Source organism: Streptomyces sp. NPDC048523 (assembly GCF_043199815.1).
Lineage (GTDB): Bacteria > Actinomycetota > Actinomycetes > Streptomycetales > Streptomycetaceae > Streptomyces.
In genome coordinates this window covers 362,303-381,758 of sequence record NZ_JBICWQ010000007.1, presented here as the reverse complement: position 1 = coordinate 381,758, position 19,456 = coordinate 362,303, and the positions used below count along the sequence as shown (strand labels likewise).

The window sequence follows — 19,456 nt, the reverse complement described above, 5'->3', positions numbered from 1 at the left end:
GCTCCTGATCATGCTTGTCGCCGCCGCAGTCTGCCCCTGCCCGCCTCTTCTCGTCCCCGAGGTCGCCGCGGGCGCCGCGCCCGAGCTGGACGCCGCGCGAGCCGCCTGCACGGACGCGCTGGGCGTGCTCGCCGCCTCTCGGCCCTCACTGCTCGTGGTCGTCGGACCCGCGGAGCAGAGCGGGCGCGGGGTGTTCCCCGAGGGCAGCCGCGGCTCTTTCCGTGGCTTCGGCGTGGATCTCGACGTGCGGCTCGGCAGGGACGCGGAGAGGGACACGGAGTCCGAGCGTGAGCTCCCGGCCTCCCTCGCCGTCGCCGCCTGGCTGCTGGAGCGCACCGGCTGGTCCGACGCCCCGATCGAGGGACTCGGAGTGGGGGAACCTCTGGAGCCCGAGCGGTGTATCAGGACCGGAAGGGACATCGCCGCCCGGGCCGAGCGGGTGGCGCTGCTGGTGATGGGCGACGCCAGCGCCTGCCGCACGCTCAAGGCACCCGGCTACCTCGACGAGCGCGCGGCTCCCTTCGACGCAGAGGTCGCGCGCGCTCTGGGTACGGCCGACGTGGCGGCCCTGCGAGCGCTGGACGCCGAGCTGGCGTACGAACTGAAGGCCTCCGGCCGGGCCTGCTGGCAGGTCCTCGCGGGTGCGGCGGAGGGCGCGGGCCTCGGCGGCTCGCTGCTGTACGAGGACGCTCCGTACGGCGTGGGGTACGTGGTCGCGACCTGGTCCTGACGGCCGTCGCAGAGCCGCGAGACCACGAGGCACGCAGCGCCCGTACGGGCCTGTACGCAAGTCCTGGGCGGGGCCCGGCAAACGGCGGACGGCCCGGGGCGTCCTGCCCCGCGGCCGTCCGTCGGTGTGCCGTGCTGCCGTTCAGGAAGCCGGCGGCGGTGAGGTCGGGGGCGCGCTGCCGCCCCCCGGTCCCTCTGTTCCGTCGCTGCGCGCGAGTCGGTCCATGGCGTCCTTGGCCTTGCCCGTGCCGGTCTGGATCCTGTCGCTGTACTTGCCCTTGGTCTTCTCGTCCACGGCCTTTGCGGCCTTGTCGAGACCGTGCTGGATCTTGCCCCCGTGCTGCTGCGCGAGGCCGGAGACCTTGCCCTTGGCCGGGCCGAGCTTGGCCTTGAAGTTGTCCAGGAGACCCATCGCTTGCCTTCCCACGCGGGACAGTTACGTGCGGGCGCCTTCGCCGGCCTCATGATCGGCCGCCTCGTCGGCGGACTGCTGCTTGGGGATCTCGACGCTCTCGGCGCCGGCGTCCTCGACGGCCTCCGCCGCCGTCGATCCGTCCGTGTCCTTTGCCGCGACGGTCTCGCCGACCTCGGCCTGCGGCTCGACCTGCGTCTCGCCCTCGGCCTCGGTCCGAGTGCCGGCCACGGCCGTGGCGTCGGTCGATCCCTTCGCTTCTGCCGCCTCCTCCGCCGCGGGCTCGGCCGTCGGGGTGTCGGCCTGCGTCTCGGCGGTTGACGCCTCCTCCGTAGCCTTCGACCTGCGGAGAAGTCGTGCGAAAACGCCCATATCCACTCCATACGTTACGCGTGCGGGGGAAATCCCGCGTCGTCCGGTGCGCCCGTTTGCGCCATCCGGATCGCCGCCTCCTTTGAACAGGGCGGCGGAAACCACGCAACTGGCAACGACCCCGGGCCCGGGCCGTCACGTAACTCGTTCGAGGTGGCAGCCCGAGGTTTGCGAGACTGGGGCGGTGAGCAGCACACCCCCCGCCCCCCGTGTCATCGCCGTCGTCGGACCCACCGCGGCCGGAAAGTCCGATCTGGGCGTTTTCCTCGCCCAACGACTGGGAGGCGAGGTCGTCAACGCAGACTCCATGCAGCTCTACCGAGGGATGGACATCGGCACCGCCAAGCTGACGCCCCCGGAACGCGACGGCGTCCCGCACCACCTCCTGGACATCTGGGACGTCACGGTCACCGCGTCCGTCGCCGAGTACCAGCGGCTGGCCCGCGCGAGGATCGACGCACTGCTCGCCGAGGGCCGCTGGCCGATCCTCGTCGGCGGTTCCGGCCTGTATGTCCGCGGGGCCGTCGACAACCTGGAGTTCCCCGGCACCGACCCCGACGTCAGGGCCCGGCTGGAGGAGGAGCTCGTCCTGCGCGGCTCCGGCGCGCTGCACGCCCGCCTCTCCGCCGCCGACCCCGAGGCCGGGCGGGCGATCCTGCCCAGCAACGGCCGCCGTATCGTCCGGGCTCTCGAAGTGATCGAGATCACCGGCAAACCCTTCACCGCCAACCTCCCCGGTCACGACTCCGTCTATGACACCGTCCAGATCGGCGTCGACGTCGCCCGGCCCGAGCTCGACGAGCGCATCGCGCGCCGGGTGGACCGGATGTGGGAGGCGGGCCTCGTGGACGAGGTGCGGGAGCTGGAGGCGCGAGGGCTGCGCGAGGGGCGCACGGCCTCGCGCGCGCTCGGGTACCAACAGGTGCTCGCGGCGCTCTCGGGGGAGTGCACGATGGAGGACGCGCGGGTCGAGACCGTCCGTGCCACGAAACGCTTCGCGCGCCGTCAGGATTCATGGTTCAGGCGCGATCCACGGGTGCACTGGTTGAGTGGGGCTGCGGCGCACCTCACAGAACTTCCGCAGCTCGCACTGGCATTGCTCGAACGACCGGTTACAGCCTGATCACGTCCTGGCATCGGGACGCTCCGGCCGCCATCCCGGCCTCCGGCGGCGTGCCATCATCGAGCTTCGATCGACCAAGTGAGTCCGAGTTGGGAGGGCGCGTGGCGATGGAGGCCGGCCCTCGCGACACCGCACAAGGCACCGAGCCCCTCACCGTCGAGAGCGGTGAACCGGAGCAGGACGCGGAGCGTCTGAGCCCCGACGGGCCCGACGACACCCTGGGCGGTGTGACCGCCGACGGCCCCGAGCCCGAGGAGATGTTCCCGGGCGGGGAAGAGGTCGAGGTCGAGCTGCGCCCACAGCGCCGTCTGCGGATCTGGCAGCTCGCCCCCATCATCTCGCTGGCCGCGGTCGGCTCGCTGATGTTCGCCTTCCCGCTGGCCTTCGACTTCGGTGACAGCGGAGCGGTGATCGCGATGCTGGGCCTGCTGATCTGCTCCTGCGCGGCCGGCTGGGGCATGATGGCCGCGCGCCGCGTTGGTTACACGTGGCCGGGCCTGCCGCGGCGCGGCGAGGACCGCAGGGCCGACTGGCGGGTCGTGACGGCATACGCCCTGCTGGTGGCACTGGTGATCGTGCTGGCGGTATGGCGAGTGGCGAGGCTGCGCTAGAGGCGCTTGTCGCTCCTGAGGGCGTGGAGAATCGCGCGACGAGCCCTCACCGGCCCGCGCCGTACGATCGAGACATGAGCACCCGGATCGCCTTCCTCAAGGGCCACGGCACCGAGAACGACTTCGTGATCGTCCCGGACCCCGAGAACGCCCTCGCCCTGCCCCCCGCCGCCGTCGCCGCCCTGTGCGACCGCCGGGCCGGCATCGGCGGTGACGGCCTGCTCCATGTCGTACGGTCCGCCGAGCACCCCGAGGCCGCGCACCTGGCCGGGGAGGCCGAGTGGTTCATGGACTACCGCAACGGCGACGGCTCCGTCGCGGAGATGTGCGGCAACGGCGTACGCGTCTTCGCCCGCTACCTCCAGCGCGCCGGTCACGTCACCGAGGGCGACCTCGCGGTGGCCACGCGCGGGGGCGTGAAGAGCGTGCACATCGCGAAGAACGGCGACGTCACCGTCGGCATGGGCAAGGCGCTGCTCCCCGCCGGGGACGTCACGGTGAGCGTCGGTGACCGCAGCTGGCCCGCACGGAACGTGAACATGGGCAACCCGCACGCCGTGGCCTTCGTGGACGATCTCGCGCACGCCGGCGACCTGTACTCCCCGCCGCCCTTCAGCCCGGCCACCGCCTACCCGAGCGGGGTCAACGTCGAGTTCGTGGTCGACCGCGGCCCCCGCCACGTCGCCATGCGCGTGCACGAGCGCGGATCGGGCGAGACCCGGTCCTGCGGCACGGGCGCGTGTGCCGTCGCCGTGGCCACGGCCCGCAGGGACGGCGTCGACCCGACGGCCACCGGCAGCCCGGCGACGTACACCGTCGACGTGCCCGGCGGCACCCTGGTGATCACCGAGCGGGCCGACGGCGAGATCGAGATGACTGGCCCCGCGGTGATCGTCGCCGAGGGCGAGATCGACGCCGACTGGCTTGAAAACGCGGTTCGTTGACCATATGAATCGTAAAGATCAGAGTGCCGGAGGCATGGATCCCCAGCCCTCGACCCCTTGTGCGATGCAGATTCACGGTCAGTCGCAGGTCAGGTGGCGCGGAATCGTAAACCTGCAAACCGTCGCTCGAATGGGTGATCCGTTTCACGCTCGCCGAGAGGCGGTCAGGTGGGCGTGATGGGCTCGGTAGCATCAAGCACCGGCCCGGACGGGGGACAGATGCCATCCCCTGAGCCGTGTCCGCCATGGGGCACCCCGTCCGCCGGTCCACGCAGCCGGAGGTGCCCATGAGTGCGGAGGCGACGAACCCCGCGACCCCAGGTCCGGTAGCAGGCCCGGCCGCCCGTTGGCGGGCGCGGATCGACCTGCGCCGCCTGGGCCGCGCCGCGCTGCTCGGCCCTGCCGCCCGCGACCGGCTGCCCGACGCCATCGGCCACGTCGCCGAGGCCCACCGCGCCCACTACCCCGACGCCGACCTCGAGCCCCTGCGCCGCGCCTGGGTCCTGGCCGAGTCCTCGCACCGCGGCCAGATGCGCAAGAGCGGTGAGCCGTACATCACACACCCGCTCGCCGTGACCCTGATCCTCGCCGAACTCGGCGCCGAGACGACCACCTTGACGGCCTCCCTCCTCCACGACACCGTCGAGGACACCGAGGTCACGCTCGACCAGGTCGGCGAGGAGTTCGGCGCCGAGGTCCGCTTCCTCGTCGACGGCGTCACCAAACTGGAGAAGGTCGACTACGGCGCCGCCGCCGAGCCCGAGACCTTCCGCAAGATGCTCGTCGCCACCGGCAACGACGTCCGCGTGATGTCGATCAAACTCGCCGACCGGCTGCACAACATGCGCACCCTCGGCGTGATGCGCCCCGAGAAACAGGCCCGCATCGCCAAGGTCACCCGTGACGTCCTCATCCCGCTCGCCGAACGCCTCGGCGTCCAGGCCCTCAAGACTGAGCTGGAGGACCTGGTCTTCGCGATCCTCCACCCCGAGGAGTACGAGCACACGCGCGAGCTGATCGTCGACAACGCGTCCCGCGCGGACGACCCGCTCGCCGAGATCGCCGACGAGGTGCGGGGTGTGCTGCGCGAGGCCGGGATCCCGGCCGAAGTCGTCATCCGGCCACGCCACTTCGTCTCCGTGCACCGCACGGCCCGCAAGCGCGGCAGACTGCGCGGCGCGGACTTCGGCCGTCTGCTGGTCCTGGTCGGCGAGGACGCGGACTGCTACGCCGTCCTGGGCGAACTGCACACCTGTATGACGCCGGTCGTCTCGGAGTTCAAGGACTTCATCGCCGTACCGAAGTTCAACCTGTACCAGTCGCTGCACACCGCTGTGGCCCGCGGCGACGGCCAGGTCGTCGAGGTCCTCATCCGCACCCACCAGATGCACAAGGTCGCCGAGGCCGGCGTGGTCGCGCTCGGCAATCCGTACGCGTCCCCCTCGGACCCCTCGGAGGAGCAGAGCGCGAACGCCGACGAGGAGCGGGTGGACCCCACCCGGCCCGGCTGGCTCTCCCGGCTCCTCGACTGGCAGGCGGCCGCGCCCGACGCCGACACCTTCTGGTCCACTCTGCGCGAGGACCTCGCCCAGGACCGCGAGATCACCGTCTTCCGGCCCGACGGCGGCACCCTGGGCCTGCCCGAGGGCGCGACCTGTGTGGACGCCGCGTACGCGCAGTACGGCGAGGACGCGCACGCGTGCCTGGGCGCTCGCGTCAACGGCCGTCTGGCGACCCTGAGTACCGTCCTGAGGGACGGCGACACCGTCCAGCTCCTCATGGGGCAGGACCCGGCCGCCGAGCCCTCCAAGGAGTGGCTGGAGCACGCGCACACGCCCGCCGCCCGGATCGCCATCCAGCGGTGGATCGCCACACACCCCTCGCACGAGGCGTCGGAGGAGGCCGGGGAGCGGAGCGGAACGACCGGCGTCACGGCTGAGGAAGCACAGGGCGCGCCGGCCGCGCAGGCCGCGCGGGGGGATGCCAACTCCTTCCGGCCCTCCGCGGCGGAGCCGTCGGCCGCGGACACGCCCGACAGCGTGGGCGGGAACATCGGCGAGCCGCAGAGCCCCGACGACCAGGCCGCCGTGGCCGTCGTCGACCAGCCCGGCGCGACCGTACGGCTGGCGGGCTGCTGCACGCCCGTACCGCCCGACGAGATCACCGGGTTTGCCGTGCGCGGGGGAGTGGTCACCGTGCACCGCGTCGAGTGTGACGCGGTGACCCGGATGAAGGATGCGGGGCGCAAGGAGGTCGGCGTTCGCTGGGGCGACACCGCCGAGTGCCGGGTCACGCTGTTCGCGGAGTCCTTCGGCCGCCCGCACCTCCTCGCCGACCTCACCGAGGCCATGGCCGGCGAGGGCGCCGAGATCGTCTCCGCGACCGTCGAACCTCCCAGCCAGCAGCGTGTTCGCCACACGTACACGGTCCAGCTCCCGGACGCGGCCCAGCTGCCCGCCCTGATGAGAGCGATGCGGAACGTGGCGGGCGTCTATGACGTGAGCAGGGCACAGACGCCGGGGGTGTGAGGCACGGCGCGGGGGCTGCGCCTGGGATGTGTTGGCGTTCTGGGGTGGGCCTGCCTTCGTCCGGGACGGTGGTGCCGTCTTGGGGGCGCGTCGGATCAGGGCCACGCCTTGGAGGGCCGCGTCGGGCCAGGGCCGACGCTCAGGGTGGCTCGTTCGCCGGGATCGACGCCTCACGAGCTCGCTCGGCAGGACGGCGCCGATGCCTTGGACGGCGCTTCCGGGACGGTGTCGGTGCCTCCGGGGGCATGCCCGGCCGGGCCGAGCTGGTCGCCGAGGCCCTGCGCGCACTCCGAAGGGCTCTTGCGCGTCACCGGCCTCTGGTCACCCTTCGCCTGCGCCGACGAGCCGGGCCATCCCGCCATCGCGCCCAGCTCGGGTGACGCCCGTGGCCCTCATCGCGCGCGTGCGGGACCGGTCGGTCCGGTCCGCAGGCCTTCGCGCGCGTGAGGATCGCTCGACGCGCCTTCACGCGCGCGTGGCGGGCCACAGGGCCGCAGGCGTCTCCTCAATGGAGCCTGGGGACCCCGTTCGAGTGGGCCGGTCGCGCGTCGCCGCCGTGGCGCACGCGCGTGCTGGTAGCGGTGGTCCATGCCGCTCACCCCCCACGTGCACCCCACCCACGCCGGCCGACCCGCTCCCGACGCCCTCCGTCGCCGTACCGGAAACGCCCGACGGCGCAAGGCGGCCGCGCTGCTCGCCTCCGCCGTCTCCGTCTGTCTGCTCGCCGCGAGCGCCCCGGCAGAGCCGCTCGGCGTCGGTGACCGCCTCTTCCCGCACCTCGGCAACCCCGGCTACGACGTGGCGTCGTACGACCTGTCCTTCACCTATTCCGGCAGCAACAGCAAGCCGCTCACGGCCGTCACCACGATCGACGCCTGGACGACGACCGAGCTCGACCGCATCAACCTCGACTTCGCGCACGGCGAGGTCCGGTCGGTCGTGGTCGACGGACGGCCCGCGGCCTTCACCGGCGCGGGCGAGGACCTCGTCGTCACCCCCGAGGAGCCGCTGCCCGGCGGCAGCTGGATGCGGATCACCGTCCGGCACACGAGCGACCCCGTCTCCGCCGCGGACCGGGACGGCGGCTGGGTACGCACGACGGACGGCCTCGCCATGGCCAACCAGGCCGACGTCGCCCACCTGGTGTTCCCCTGCAACGACCACCCCTCCGACAAGGCGATGTTCACCATCCGGGTCACCGCGCCCGACGGTTACACGGCCGTCGCGAACGGGCTGCCGACGGACGTGGACCGCGTCGGCCGGGCCACCACCTGGACGTACCGCACCCGGCACCCCATGGCCACCGAGCTCGCGCAGGTGTCCATCGGCCGCTCCACCGTGCTGCACCGCGACGGACCGCACGGACTGCCCGTCCGGGACGTCGTGCCCGCAAAGGACCGCGCCGCGCTCGAACCCTGGCTCAAGAAGACTCCGGGCCAGCTCGCCTGGATGGAGGACAAGGTCGGGCCGTACCCCTTCGAGACGTACGGCCTCCTCATGGCCGCAGCGGACACCGGCTTCGAGTTGGAAACCCAAACCCTCTCCCTCTTCGAGAAGGATCTCTTCACCGAGCCCGCCTACCCCAAGTGGTACGTCGAGTCGATCATGGTCCACGAGCTCTCCCACCAGTGGTTCGGCGACAGCGTCAGCCCCCGCACCTGGTCCGACCTGTGGCTCAACGAAGGACACGCCACCTGGTACGAAGCCCTGTACGCGGAGGCCAAGGCGGGCCGCACCCTTGATGCCCGTATGAAGGCCGCGTACGGCGCCTCCGACCGCTGGCGTGCCGCCGGCGGACCACCCGCCGCGCCCAAGCCGCCCAACCCCGGCCAGAAGATCAGCATCTTCCGGCCGAACGTCTACGACGGCGCCGCCCTGGTCCTGTACGCCCTGCGCCAGGAGATCGGCCGCGAGTCCTTCGAGAGGCTGGAACGGGCCTGGGTGCAGGAACACCGGGACGGCACGGCGTCGACCGCCGACTTCGTGCACCTCGCCTCCGAGATCTCCGGACGCGACCTCGGCGGCTTCCTCCACGACTGGCTCTACGGCGAGAAGACCCCGCCGATGCCCGGCCACCCGGACTGGAAGGCCGTGGCACCCGCCGCGCACCGGTGAAATAAGCCGGTGACGAGACGCCCCGTGCCGTGCGACCATCTTCAGGTCGGCGCGGCACGGGACGCGGGAATCTCCCGGGGTACTCGTGCGTTGTATGACTTGACCGCCGAATCGGCATCCTCATCGACGTAAGGATCAAATGACCTCCTCTTCATCCTCTTCCCAGGACACGCAGTTCCTCGCGCACACCTACGCCGAAGGTCTTCGGGCCGATGCCCTGATGGAAGAGGACGTCGCCTGGAGCCACGAGATCGACGGAGAGCGGGACGGCGAGCAGCTCGACCGCTCCGAGCGCGCGGCCCTGCGCCGCGTCGCCGGCCTCTCCACCGAACTCGAGGACGTCACCGAGGTCGAGTACCGCCAGCTCCGTCTGGAGCGGGTCGTGCTCGTCGGCGTCTGGACCACGGGGACCGCGCAGGACGCCGACAACTCCCTCGCGGAGCTCGCCGCCCTCGCGGAGACCGCGGGCGCGCTCGTGCTCGACGGTGTGATCCAGCGCCGCGACAAGCCCGACGCGGCCACCTTCATCGGTTCCGGCAAGGCCCTGGAGCTGCGCGACATCGTCGTCGAGTCCGGCGCGGACACCGTCATCTGCGACGGCGAGCTCAGCCCCGGCCAGCTCATCGCCCTCGAAGACGTCGTCAAGGTCAAGGTCATCGACCGTACGGCCCTGATCCTCGACATCTTCGCCCAGCACGCCAAGTCCCGAGAGGGCAAGGCGCAGGTCGCGCTCGCGCAGATGCAGTACATGCTGCCGAGGCTGCGCGGCTGGGGCCAGTCGCTGTCCCGTCAGATGGGCGGCGGCAAGGGCGGCGGCCTCGCCACCCGTGGTCCCGGTGAGACCAAGATCGAGACGGACCGGCGTCGGATCCGCGAGAAGATGGCGAAGATGCGCCGGGAGATCGCGGACATGAAGACCGGCCGCGAGATCAAGCGCCAGGAACGCAAGCGCCACAAGGTGCCCTCGGTCGCCATCGCGGGCTACACCAACGCCGGCAAGTCCTCCCTGCTCAACCGCCTCACGGGCGCGGGAGTCCTGGTCGAGAACGCCCTGTTCGCGACCCTGGACCCCACCGTCCGCCGGGCGGAGACCCCGAGCGGCCGTCTGTACACGCTGGCCGACACGGTCGGGTTTGTACGGCACCTGCCGCACCACCTGGTCGAGGCGTTCCGCTCCACCATGGAGGAGGTCGGCGAGTCCGACCTGATCCTGCACGTGGTGGACGGCTCGCACCCGGACCCGGAGGAGCAGCTGGCCGCCGTACGCGAGGTGATCAGGGATGTCGGCGCCACCGGCGTGCCGGAGATCGTCGTGATCAACAAGGCCGACGCGGCCGACCCGCTCACGCTCCAGCGGCTGATGCGGATCGAGAAGCGCTCCATCGCGGTCTCGGCCCGTACCGGCCAGGGCATCACCGAGCTGCTGGCCCTGATCGACAACGAACTGCCCAGGCCGTCCGTCGAGATCGAGGCGCTCGTGCCGTACACCCACGGCAGGCTGGTCGCCCGCGCCCATGACGAGGGCGAGGTGATCTCCGAGGAGCACACCGCGGAGGGCACCCTGCTCAAGGTGCGGGTCCACGAGGAACTGGCCGCGGATCTGGCGCCGTACGTGCCGGTGCCGGTTGTGGCCTGAGTGTTGTTGCTCTCCTGAGAGGCCCGCCCCTTCGAGAAGGGGCGGGCCTCTCAGCGTGTTCGGGTCACCGCCGGTCCTGGTCGTCAGGGTGCCGGAGGTCGTGGTCGTCGGGGTGCCGGAAGTCGCCGGGGGCCCTCACCGCCCCGCGAACTTCCGACTGACCGTGTCGTACACCCCCTCGGCCGCCTCACCCAGCCGGGGCCCGGCCAGCCAGCCCGCGTTCACCGGGCCGATGGAGGTGTTGGACACCAGCGCCGGCTCCCCGTCCGCGCCGGTCGAGACCCAGCCGCCGCCGGACGAACCACCGGTCATGGTGCAGCCGATCCGGTACATCGTCGGATCCGAGGCGTTGATCGACAGCCGTCCCGGCCTGTCCTGGCACTGATACAGCGTCTCCCCGTCGAACGGCGCCGCCGCGGGATACCCGTCCACCGTGATGCTCTCCACCCGCGGCACCGCCGGTGCGGCGAAGTTCACCGGCAGGGCCGAACCGACCGTCTCCTCCAACGACTTCCCGCTGCCACCCTCCTCCGGCGTCACATGGATGACGGCGAAGTCGTACGGGGCGCCCTCCCCGCCGGTCGGACCGCCCTGTGCGATCCACTGGTCCGAGGTCCCCGCCCAGTCGGCCCACCAGACGCCGTAGGGAGCGAGCTCGCCCTCGGTCGCGTCGGCCAACTCCTCTGCCGACAGGGCCCGGTCGTTGTACGAGGGCACGAACGCGATGTTGCGGTACCAGCCGCCACTCCTGCCCGCGTGCACACAATGCCCCGCCGTCCACACCAGGTTGGACTTGCCCGGGTGGGCCGGGTCCACCACGACCGTCGCCGAGCAGACCATCGTGCCTTCGGGGGAGTCGAAGAACACCTTGCCCGCCTCGGGAACGTTGTCGTGGTACGTAGGCGAGACGGCCTTCGCGTCCACCGGCGCCGGCTCCGGGTCGGTCACACCCCGGTCACCCGAGAGGTCGCTCTCCTGGACACCGCGGCCGGGATCCTCGGCCTCCCGCATCCGCTCCGGGTCCCACAGGCCCTCGATAATCGGGTTGACGTAGTCCTGGGCCTCACGCAGCCAGTCGTCCCTGTCCCAGTCCTTCCAGGCGCCGTTCTTCCACTTGTCCACATCGATCCCGTGCTCCTTGAGCCTGTCCCTGATGTCGTCCGGGATCGTGATCTTGCCGTCTCCCTCGGACGTGGCGGAGGCGGAGGCCTGCGCGTTCGCGTCAGGACCGCCGGAGCCGCAGCCGGTGGCGGTCAGTGTCAGCACCGAGGCGAGGGCCATGGCGGCCAGCACGGGGGAGGTTCTGCGGCGCGCGCCCCTTACACGTTCGCCGCGAGCCGTCAACGACTGCGGTTCGGATCGCATGCTCGGCCTCCCCCTGGTGTGGACGAACCCGGCGCCGTAACCGAGGACTTCCCGCAGACGCCCCCCGCCCCGCGAATTCGCCCTCCGGTACCGCGCCTTGGAACGGCATCACACACTATGCGCCCGCTATGGGCGGGTTTTGACGGAACCGCAACAGTCCCGTCACGCCAAAGATCTTCAGACCACCCGTAACCCGGTGATCGGTCCGGGGTTGGTAGCGGTGGGGGCTTGCTGCCAGCGGACGGTTCGGTCCCCCACGCCCCAATCCCCGAAGCCTTCCCGACAGTCGGGGCATCGATGTGCCGAGACGTCGAGCAAACGGTCCCGGGGCTCCGTATGTCGGGGCGGGTGAGTCCGTGAGGGAACCGCTTGCCCCTGCACAGCGCGACGACGGGAGAACCATGGCCGTGACCGACACCGCACCCGGCGAGGCCGCGGCGGGACCCGCCGCCGCGAGAGCGTCGCAGGACCGCTCCGCGCACGAGCAGATCCTGCGGCGCCAGTCGGCCCGCGAGTCGGCGGCGCGCACCTACGCCCGCGCCCTCCCGATCGTCCCCGTCCGCGCACGCGGCCTGACCATCGAGGGCGCCGACGGCAGCCGCTACCTCGACTGCCTCTCGGGCGCCGGCACCCTGGCCCTCGGACACAACCACCCCGTCGTCCTGGAAGCCATCCGCAAGGTCCTCGACTCCGGCGCGCCCCTCCATGTCCTCGACCTCGCGACCCCCGTCAAGGACGCCTTCATCACCGAACTGTTCCGCACCCTCCCTGCCGGGCTCGCCGGCCACGCGCGCGTGCAGTTCTGTGGCCCGGCCGGCACCGACGCGGTGGAGGCCGCCTTCAAGCTCGTACGCGCCGCGACCGGCCGCACCGGCCTGCTCGCCTTCGCCGGCGCCTACCACGGCATGACCTCCGGCGCGCTCGAAGCGTCCGGCGACGCCCTCGACGTACGGGTCGCCCGGCTGCCGTATCCGCAGGACTACCGCTGCCCCTTCGGGGTCGGTGGTCCGCTCGGTGCCGAACTCGCCGCGCGCTGGACGCAGTCCGTCCTCGACGACCCCAAATCGGGGGTGCCGCTGCCCGCCGGGATGATCCTCGAACCCGTCCAGGGCGAGGGCGGGGTCCTTCCGGCCCCGGACGAGTGGATGCGGCGCATGCGCCGGATCACGGCCGACCGCTCGATCCCCCTCATCGCCGACGAGGTCCAGACGGGAGTGGGCCGCACCGGCGCCTTCTGGGCCGTGGAGCACAGCGGCATCACCCCGGACGTGATGGTCCTCTCCAAGGCCATCGGCGGCAGCCTGCCTCTCGCCGTCGTCGTCTACCGCGACGACCTCGACGTCTGGGAACCCGGCGCCCACGCGGGCACCTTCCGCGGCAACCAACTCGCCATGGCCGCGGGCACCGCCACGATGGCCTACGTCCGCGAGAACGACCTCACAGCGCGCGCGGCAACGCTGGGGGCGCGGATGCTGGATCAACTCCGGTCGCTGGCGCGGGAGTTTCCTGTGATCGGTGATGTGCGGGGGCGGGGGTTGATGATCGGGATCGAGATGGTGGAGGCGGATGGTGAGAGTGAGCGTGAGGGCGACGGGTGGGGGGCCGGTGGGGCCGGGGGACTCGGTGAGGTTGGTGGGTCCGTGGTTGGTGGGTCCGTCGAGCTGTTGGACCCGGTTGGGCGGGGTGGCACCGGTGACGCGGACGCCGTGGTGATGCCCGGTGTCATTCCGTCTCCTCGCCCTGCCTCTCCGGAGCTTGCCGCCGCCGTCCAGCGGGAGTGCCTCCGGCGGGGCCTGATCATCGAGCTCGGTGGTCGTCACGCGAGCGTCGTCCGCCTGCTTCCGCCCCTCACGATCACCGACGAACAGGCGACCGCCGTCCTCGACCGCCTCGCCGACGCCGTGGCAGCGGTGGCCCGCGGTCACGGGCTCGGCGGTGATGGACAACGGCAGCATCGACGGTGCAGCCAGGGCGAGGGGAGCAGGTAGTTGCCGGGGTGGCGACGTGGGCCGGAGGAGCGGGGGAAGGTGGCGTGGTGGCGGGAGCGGCCCAGGCAGCTGGGGGCGCAGCCAGGTCCGCAATCGGACTGACTGCTCCTCCTGGAGCCGGTGTGACAGCGTCACCTGGGGCTGGGGCTGGGGCTGGGGCTGGGGCTGTGGCTGTGGGTGGTGCCAGTGCCGGCGCTGGGGCCGGAGCGGGACTCGCGGGCCGGGCTCGGGGTCGGCGGCCGGCTGGGGTCGGAGCTGGAATTGATGCCGGGGTCGGACTCCCGGCGAGGCCAGAAGCCGGACTCCGGCCCAGCCCCGCAGCAGCCACCACCCCCCGCACCACATGCCGGGCCGCACACCACTCAGCGGCACCCCGCAACGGCCGCTCCCATCACGCCGACTGCTCACCGATTCCCTCCCGAACACCGCTCACCTCCATCCGACTCGACCGCTCATCCCTCACCAACCCCCAGCGAGCCGCCCTGGCCGCAGCCTCACCTTTGGCCCGGCCCCGGCCCCAGCACAACAACCGACTCACGTCCCACCGGACAGCAGCCCCTCCCAGCCAGAACCGCCCCGAGGAACACCGAACTTGAACACCCCCACGCCCCCGCGCAGCTACTCCGACGCGGCCCCCTCCCCACAGCGCCGCCCCCGCGCTGCCCACACGCCGTCCCAGGGCGGGCCACCCGAACGGGAAAGCCTGCGCGGCGCCACTCCGGATCCCCTGAACCGGCCCGACCCCCTGAACCAACCCGACCCGCACACCGTGGCCGAAGCCGCGACCGTGGAGAACCTGCTGCGCTGCTGGGTCCGCGAGACCGGCCTGACCGCCCCCGCGAGCGGCCCCCTTCGTATCCCCCTCCCCGCCAGCGGCACAGCTCTCCTCGTCCCCGTGCACTACTGGTCCCCGACGGGCTGGCACCGCTTCGGCCGCCCCCGTCTCGCCGACGCCCCCGAACAAGCCCCGCCGGCCGACGCAGTCACCGTCGCTGCACTGCTGACCCGTGAGTCGCTGACAGAGACCTCCGCCTCCGCAGGCGGTGCCGAACTCGTGGCTCGCGTGGCCGACTCCGTCCGCCGCACCGCCACCTTCGTCGAAGAGCGCCGCAAAGACCCCGACGACGGCCCCGACCTCTTCCTCGCCGCCGAACAGTCGCTCGTCCTCGGCCACCCTCTGCACCCGGCCCCGAAGAGCCGCGAAGGTCTCTCCGAAGCCGAAGCAGCCTTGTACTCACCCGAATCGCGCGGCTCCTTCCGCCTGCACTGGCTCGCTGTCGACCCCTCCCTCCTCGCCACCGACTCGGCCTGGACCGAACGCGGCCGCCCCGTCACCGCCGCCCACCTCACCCAGCGCTTGGCCGGCCCCGACCTGGCGCTGCCGGACGGGCGTACAGCCCTTCCGCTGCACCCCTGGCAACTCCGCGAGGTCCGGCACCGCCCCGAGACCGCCCCTCTCTTCGATACCGGGCTGCTCCAGGACCTGGGCACCCACGGTTCCCCTTGGTACCCCACCTCCTCCGTACGTACGGTCCATCGCTCCGGCGCCCCCGCCATGCTCAAGCTCTCGCTGGGCCTGCGCATCACCAACTCCCGCCGCGAGAACCTCCGCAAGGAACTCCACCGCGGTGTCGAGGTGCACCGGCTCCTGCGCAGCGGCCTGTCCAGGGAGTGGCAGGCGACCCACCCGGCGTTCGACATCGTCCGCGACCCGGCCTGGCTCGCCGTCGACGGACTCGACGGCAGTCCCGTCCCCGGCATCGACGTGGTGATCCGGCACAACCCCTTCAGCCCTTCGCACGATGTCTCCTGCATCGCCGGACTCGTCTCACCACGTCCCCACGCCCGAGCCGGCGTCACCGGGGACCGCCCGGACACGGACGGGCCGCTCTGGCGGTCCCGGCTGGCCGAGGTCGTCACCGGCCTCGCCGCCCGCACCGGCCGCCCCCGAGGAGCCGTCGCCGCCGAGTGGTTCCTGCGCTACCTGGAACACGTCGTCCGCCCGGTGCTGTGGCTCGACGGAGAGGCAGGGATCGCGCTGGAGGCACACCAGCAGAACACCTTGGTCCTGCTGGACGGCGTCGGCTGGCCCGTCGGTGGTCGTTACCGCGACAACCAGGGCTACTACTTCCGCGAGTCCCGGAGGCCGGAACTCGACGCCCGGCTGCCCGGCATCGGCGCACACAGCGACACCTTTGTCTCCGACGAGGTCACCGACGAGCGTTTCGCCTACTACCTCGCCATCAACAACGTCCTCGGCCTCATCGGTGCGTTCGGCTCCCAGCGCCTGGCCGACGAACGGCTGCTGCTCGCCGCCTTCCGCCGCTTCCTCGCCGCTGTGGCCTCCGGACCCACCCGACTGCGCACCACGCTTCCCGGCCGCCTGCTCGACTCACCCGTCCTGCGCTGCAAGGCCAATCTGCTGACCCGAGTGCACGGCCTGGACGAACTCGTCGGCCCGGTCGACACCCAGTCCGTCTACGTCACCATCGCCAACCCCCTTCACTCCTGAGGAACATGACCCGCCCCGCCGCCTGAGAGGAGCGCCCCGTGTCTCCCACCGACGCGAGTGCCGACGCCGTTTCCGCCCCCTCGCCGGACGTCGGCAGCGACCACGAAGACACACTGGACCTCCGTCTGCCGGACGAACTGCTCGCCCTCTTCGAGACGGGACGGTCCGGCGCAGGCGACACCGATGTCGGAGCGGAGGGCGGGCAACAGAGCCCGGGCGACAGCACCGCCTCGCCCGACTCACTCACCCGGCCCGACTCACTCACCCCGCCTGGCTACGACCTGCTCGACGGCGTCGCCGAGTGGGGTCCGATCGCGACCCCGGCAGGCGTGTTCCACCTCGTGCCCGTACGCGTCGAGCGGGACCTTCCCCTCGTCTGCCGTTGGATGAACGACCCCGCCGTGACCGCGTTCTGGGAGCTGGCCGGGCCCCAGAACGTAACGGAGGACTACTTGCGGTCCCAGTTGGCCGGCGACGGACGCAGCGTTCCCTGCCTCGGGGTGTTGGGGGGCACCCCGATGAGCTACTGGGAGATCTACCGGGCCGACCTCGATCCGCTGGCCCGCCACTATCCGGCCAGACCGCACGACACCGGCATCCATCTCCTCATCGGCGCCGTCACCGATCGGGGGCGCGGTCTCGGCAGCACCCTTCTCAGAGCCGTCGCCGATCTCGTACTCGACAGGCGGCCCTCTTGCGCCCGCGTCATCGCGGAACCCGACCTTCGCAACATCCCGTCCGTCACCGCCTTCCTGCGCGCAGGATTCCGCTTCTCCGCCGAGGTGGACCTGCCCGACAAGCGGGCGGCCCTCATGGTCCGAGATCGGTCCCTGCGCGGTCTGCTGTAGCGACGCGTCATCACGCAATCACTTTTGGTACACCGCTCACGCCGAGTCGGTTCCCACCAAATTCCGGACACCGTCGGATCGGACTCGGTCCCGACCCAACCGGACCCGGCCGAAGCCGACCGGGGGCGAACCGATCCGACCCCCCATCCGACCCCCATCCCCGCTACCTCTCCAAGGAACCGGTCTTGATCCCACCCCTCGTCGCCGACTTGATCACCCCTTTGTCAGTGCCGAGTCGTAGGGTGGTCGCGCTATGACGAAGCCCTCACTCCCCGAACTCCTGCATGCTGCCGTCACTGCCGTCGGCGGTACGGAGCGCCCCGGCCAGGTGACCATGGCCGAATCCGTCGCGGACGCGATCGACGACGGTTCCCACCTGCTGGTACAGGCCGGCACCGGTACCGGAAAGTCGCTGGGCTATCTCGTGCCCGCGCTCGCCCACGGGGAGCGGGTCGTCGTCGCGACGGCCACCCTGGCCCTGCAGAGACAGCTCGTCGAACGCGACCTGCCGCGCACGGTCGAGGCGCTGCACCCGCTGCTGCGCCGCCGCCCGGAGTTCGCGATGCTCAAGGGCCGGTCGAACTATCTGTGTCTGCACCGCCTCCACGAAGGCGTCCCGCAGGACGAGGAAGAAGGCCTCTTCGACCAGTTCGAGGCCGCCGCGCCCACCAGCAGACTGGGCCAGGATCTGCTGCGGCTGCGGGACTGGTCGCAGGACACCGAGACCGGAGACCGCGACGACCTCACGCCCGGTGTGTCCGACCGTGCCTGGGCGCAGATCTCCGTGTCCTCCCGCGAATGCCTGGGAGCGACGAAGTGCGCCTACGGCGCCGAGTGCTTCGCCGAGATGGCCCGTGAGCGGGCCAAGCTCGCCGAGGTCGTCGTCACCAACCACGCGCTGCTCGCGATCGATGCCATCGACGGCGCCCCCGTCCTTCCCCAGCACGAAGTACTGATCGTCGACGAGGCGCACGAGCTGGTCTCCCGGGTCACCGGCGTCGCCACCGGCGAGCTCACCCCCGGCCAGGTCAACCGCGCGGTGCGCCGCGCCGCGAAACTCGTCAACGAAAAGGCGGCCGACCAGCTCCAGACCGCGGCCGAGGGCTTCGAGCGGCTGATGGAGCTCGCCCTGCCCGGACGACTGGAAGAGATCCCGGAGGACCTCGGCTACGCGCTCATGGCTCTGCGCGACGCCGCCCGTACGGTCATCTCCGGGATCGGAGCGACGCGCGACAAGTCTGTCCAGGACGAGGACGCGGTCCGCAAACAGGCGCTGGCCTCCGTGGAGGCGGTGCACGACGTGGCGGAGCGGATCACCAACGGTTCGGAGTGGGACGTCGTCTGGTACGAGCGTCACGACCGCTTCGGCGCCTCCCTGCGTGTGGCCCCCATGTCGGTGTCGGGCCTGCTGAGAGAGAAGCTGTTCGCTGACCGCTCCGTGGTCCTGACCTCGGCGACCCTGAAGCTGGGCGGAGACTTCAACGGCGTCGGAGCGTCCCTGGGGCTCGCTCCGGAAGGGACCGAGGGCGACGACCTGCCGCAGTGGAAGGGCCTCGACGTCGGTTCGCCCTTCGACTACCCGAGGCAGGGCATCCTCTACGTCGCCAAGCACCTCTCGCGACCCGCCCGCGACGGCGACCGCGGGGACATGCTCGATGAACTGACCGAGCTCATCCAGTCGGCCGGCGGCCGCACCCTGGGGCTCTTCTCCTCCATGAGGGCCGCCCAGCTGGCCGCCGAGGAACTGCGCTCCCGTGTCCCGGAGTTCCCCATCCTCCTCCAGGGCGAGGAGACCCTCGGCGAACTGATCAAGAACTTCGCGGCCGACCCGAAGACCTGTCTCTTCGGCACGCTGTCGCTCTGGCAGGGCGTCGATGTCCCCGGCCCCAGCTGCCAGCTGGTCGTCATGGACAAGATCCCGTTTCCGCGCCCCGACGACCCGCTGATGAGCGCCCGCCAGAAGGCCGTGGAGGAAGCGGGTGGCAACGGCTTCATGGCGGTCGCCGCCACGCACGCCGCCCTGCTCATGGCCCAGGGCGCCGGCCGCCTCGTACGGGCCTCGGGGGACCGTGGTGTGGTCGCCGTACTGGATCAGCGGCTGGCCACGGCGCGGTACGGCAGCTATCTGAAGGCGTCACTGCCCGACTTCTGGTACACCACGGACCGTAATCAGGTGCGGAAGTCGCTGGCGGCGATCGACGCGGCGGCGAAGGCCATGGAAGCGGCGGAGCTCGCCGCCGATGCCGAGAAAGCCCAGGCGGAGCTCGGCTGAA

Annotated in this window: 14 protein-coding genes; 11 read left to right on the top strand and 3 right to left on the bottom strand. The window is 71.5% G+C overall.

Annotation, left to right across the window (positions count from 1 at the left end):
- Nucleotides 1-10: 10 nt before the first annotated feature.
- On the top strand, nt 11-730 hold the full coding sequence (locus ACGFWE_RS33790) for a class III extradiol dioxygenase subunit B-like domain-containing protein (RefSeq protein ID WP_393603859.1): 720 nt from the start codon (nt 11-13) through the stop codon (nt 728-730).
- A gap of 141 nt (nt 731-871) precedes the next feature.
- On the opposite strand, the gene ACGFWE_RS33785 is transcribed toward ACGFWE_RS33790, so the two are convergent.
- Both ACGFWE_RS33785 and ACGFWE_RS33780 read right to left on the bottom strand, forming a co-directional pair.
- Nucleotides 872-1,141, bottom strand: a complete 270-nt coding sequence (locus ACGFWE_RS33785) for an antitoxin (protein ID WP_352382385.1) — start codon at nt 1,139-1,141, stop codon at nt 872-874.
- Nucleotides 1,142-1,165: 24 nt separating this feature from the next.
- Complete coding sequence (locus ACGFWE_RS33780; RefSeq protein ID WP_352382383.1) at nt 1,166-1,513, bottom strand: hypothetical protein; 348 nt, start codon at nt 1,511-1,513, stop codon at nt 1,166-1,168.
- A 184-nt stretch (nt 1,514-1,697) separates the two neighbouring features.
- On the opposite strand from ACGFWE_RS33780, the gene miaA reads away from it, so the two are divergent.
- The 6 genes from miaA to hflX all read left to right on the top strand — a co-directional run bounded on the left by miaA (nt 1,698) and on the right by hflX (nt 10,470).
- Nucleotides 1,698-2,636, top strand: coding sequence for a tRNA (adenosine(37)-N6)-dimethylallyltransferase MiaA (gene miaA / locus ACGFWE_RS33775; protein WP_352382381.1), 939 nt, complete (start codon nt 1,698-1,700; stop codon nt 2,634-2,636).
- A gap of 107 nt (nt 2,637-2,743) precedes the next feature.
- A complete protein-coding gene (locus ACGFWE_RS33770) occupies nt 2,744-3,247 on the top strand; it encodes a hypothetical protein (RefSeq protein ID WP_352382577.1) in 504 nt (167 codons plus the stop codon).
- Nucleotides 3,248-3,321: 74 nt separating this feature from the next.
- Entirely contained in the window at nt 3,322-4,191 is an 870-nt protein-coding gene (dapF, locus tag ACGFWE_RS33765; RefSeq protein WP_352382379.1) for a diaminopimelate epimerase, read from the top strand.
- 287 nt (nt 4,192-4,478) lie between these two features.
- Nucleotides 4,479-6,719 (top strand): RelA/SpoT family protein, encoded by a 2,241-nt coding sequence (locus tag ACGFWE_RS33760; RefSeq protein WP_393603856.1) that lies wholly within the window; start codon nt 4,479-4,481, stop codon nt 6,717-6,719.
- Between the two features lie 588 nt (nt 6,720-7,307).
- Nucleotides 7,308-8,834 carry a M1 family metallopeptidase gene (locus tag ACGFWE_RS33755; protein ID WP_352382375.1) on the top strand — a complete coding sequence of 509 codons (1,527 nt, stop codon included), beginning with the start codon at nt 7,308-7,310 and terminating at the stop codon, nt 8,832-8,834.
- Between the two features lie 139 nt (nt 8,835-8,973).
- On the top strand, nt 8,974-10,470 hold the full coding sequence (hflX, locus tag ACGFWE_RS33750; protein WP_352382373.1) for a GTPase HflX: 1,497 nt from the start codon (nt 8,974-8,976) through the stop codon (nt 10,468-10,470).
- Between the two features lie 135 nt (nt 10,471-10,605).
- Here hflX and ACGFWE_RS33745 read toward each other — a convergent pair whose 3' ends face one another.
- Nucleotides 10,606-11,835, bottom strand: a complete 1,230-nt coding sequence (locus tag ACGFWE_RS33745) for a trypsin-like serine peptidase (protein ID WP_393603854.1) — start codon at nt 11,833-11,835, stop codon at nt 10,606-10,608.
- A 401-nt stretch (nt 11,836-12,236) separates the two neighbouring features.
- Here ACGFWE_RS33745 and ACGFWE_RS33740 point away from each other — a divergent pair, with 401 nt between their 5' ends.
- The 4 genes from ACGFWE_RS33740 (at nt 12,237) to ACGFWE_RS33725 (ending at nt 19,455) form a co-directional block, all read left to right on the top strand.
- A complete protein-coding gene (locus ACGFWE_RS33740; protein WP_393603852.1) occupies nt 12,237-13,823 on the top strand; it encodes a diaminobutyrate--2-oxoglutarate transaminase family protein in 1,587 nt (528 codons plus the stop codon).
- A 343-nt stretch (nt 13,824-14,166) separates the two neighbouring features.
- Nucleotides 14,167-16,335 (top strand): IucA/IucC family protein, encoded by a 2,169-nt coding sequence (locus ACGFWE_RS33735; RefSeq protein ID WP_393603850.1) that lies wholly within the window; start codon nt 14,167-14,169, stop codon nt 16,333-16,335.
- A gap of 38 nt (nt 16,336-16,373) precedes the next feature.
- Nucleotides 16,374-17,183: a GNAT family N-acetyltransferase gene (locus ACGFWE_RS33730; protein WP_393603848.1), complete on the top strand. Its 810-nt coding sequence runs from the start codon at nt 16,374-16,376 to the stop codon at nt 17,181-17,183.
- A 253-nt stretch (nt 17,184-17,436) separates the two neighbouring features.
- Nucleotides 17,437-19,455 carry an ATP-dependent DNA helicase gene (locus ACGFWE_RS33725; RefSeq protein WP_393603846.1) on the top strand — a complete coding sequence of 673 codons (2,019 nt, stop codon included), beginning with the start codon at nt 17,437-17,439 and terminating at the stop codon, nt 19,453-19,455.
- Nucleotide 19,456 lies beyond the last annotated feature (1 nt).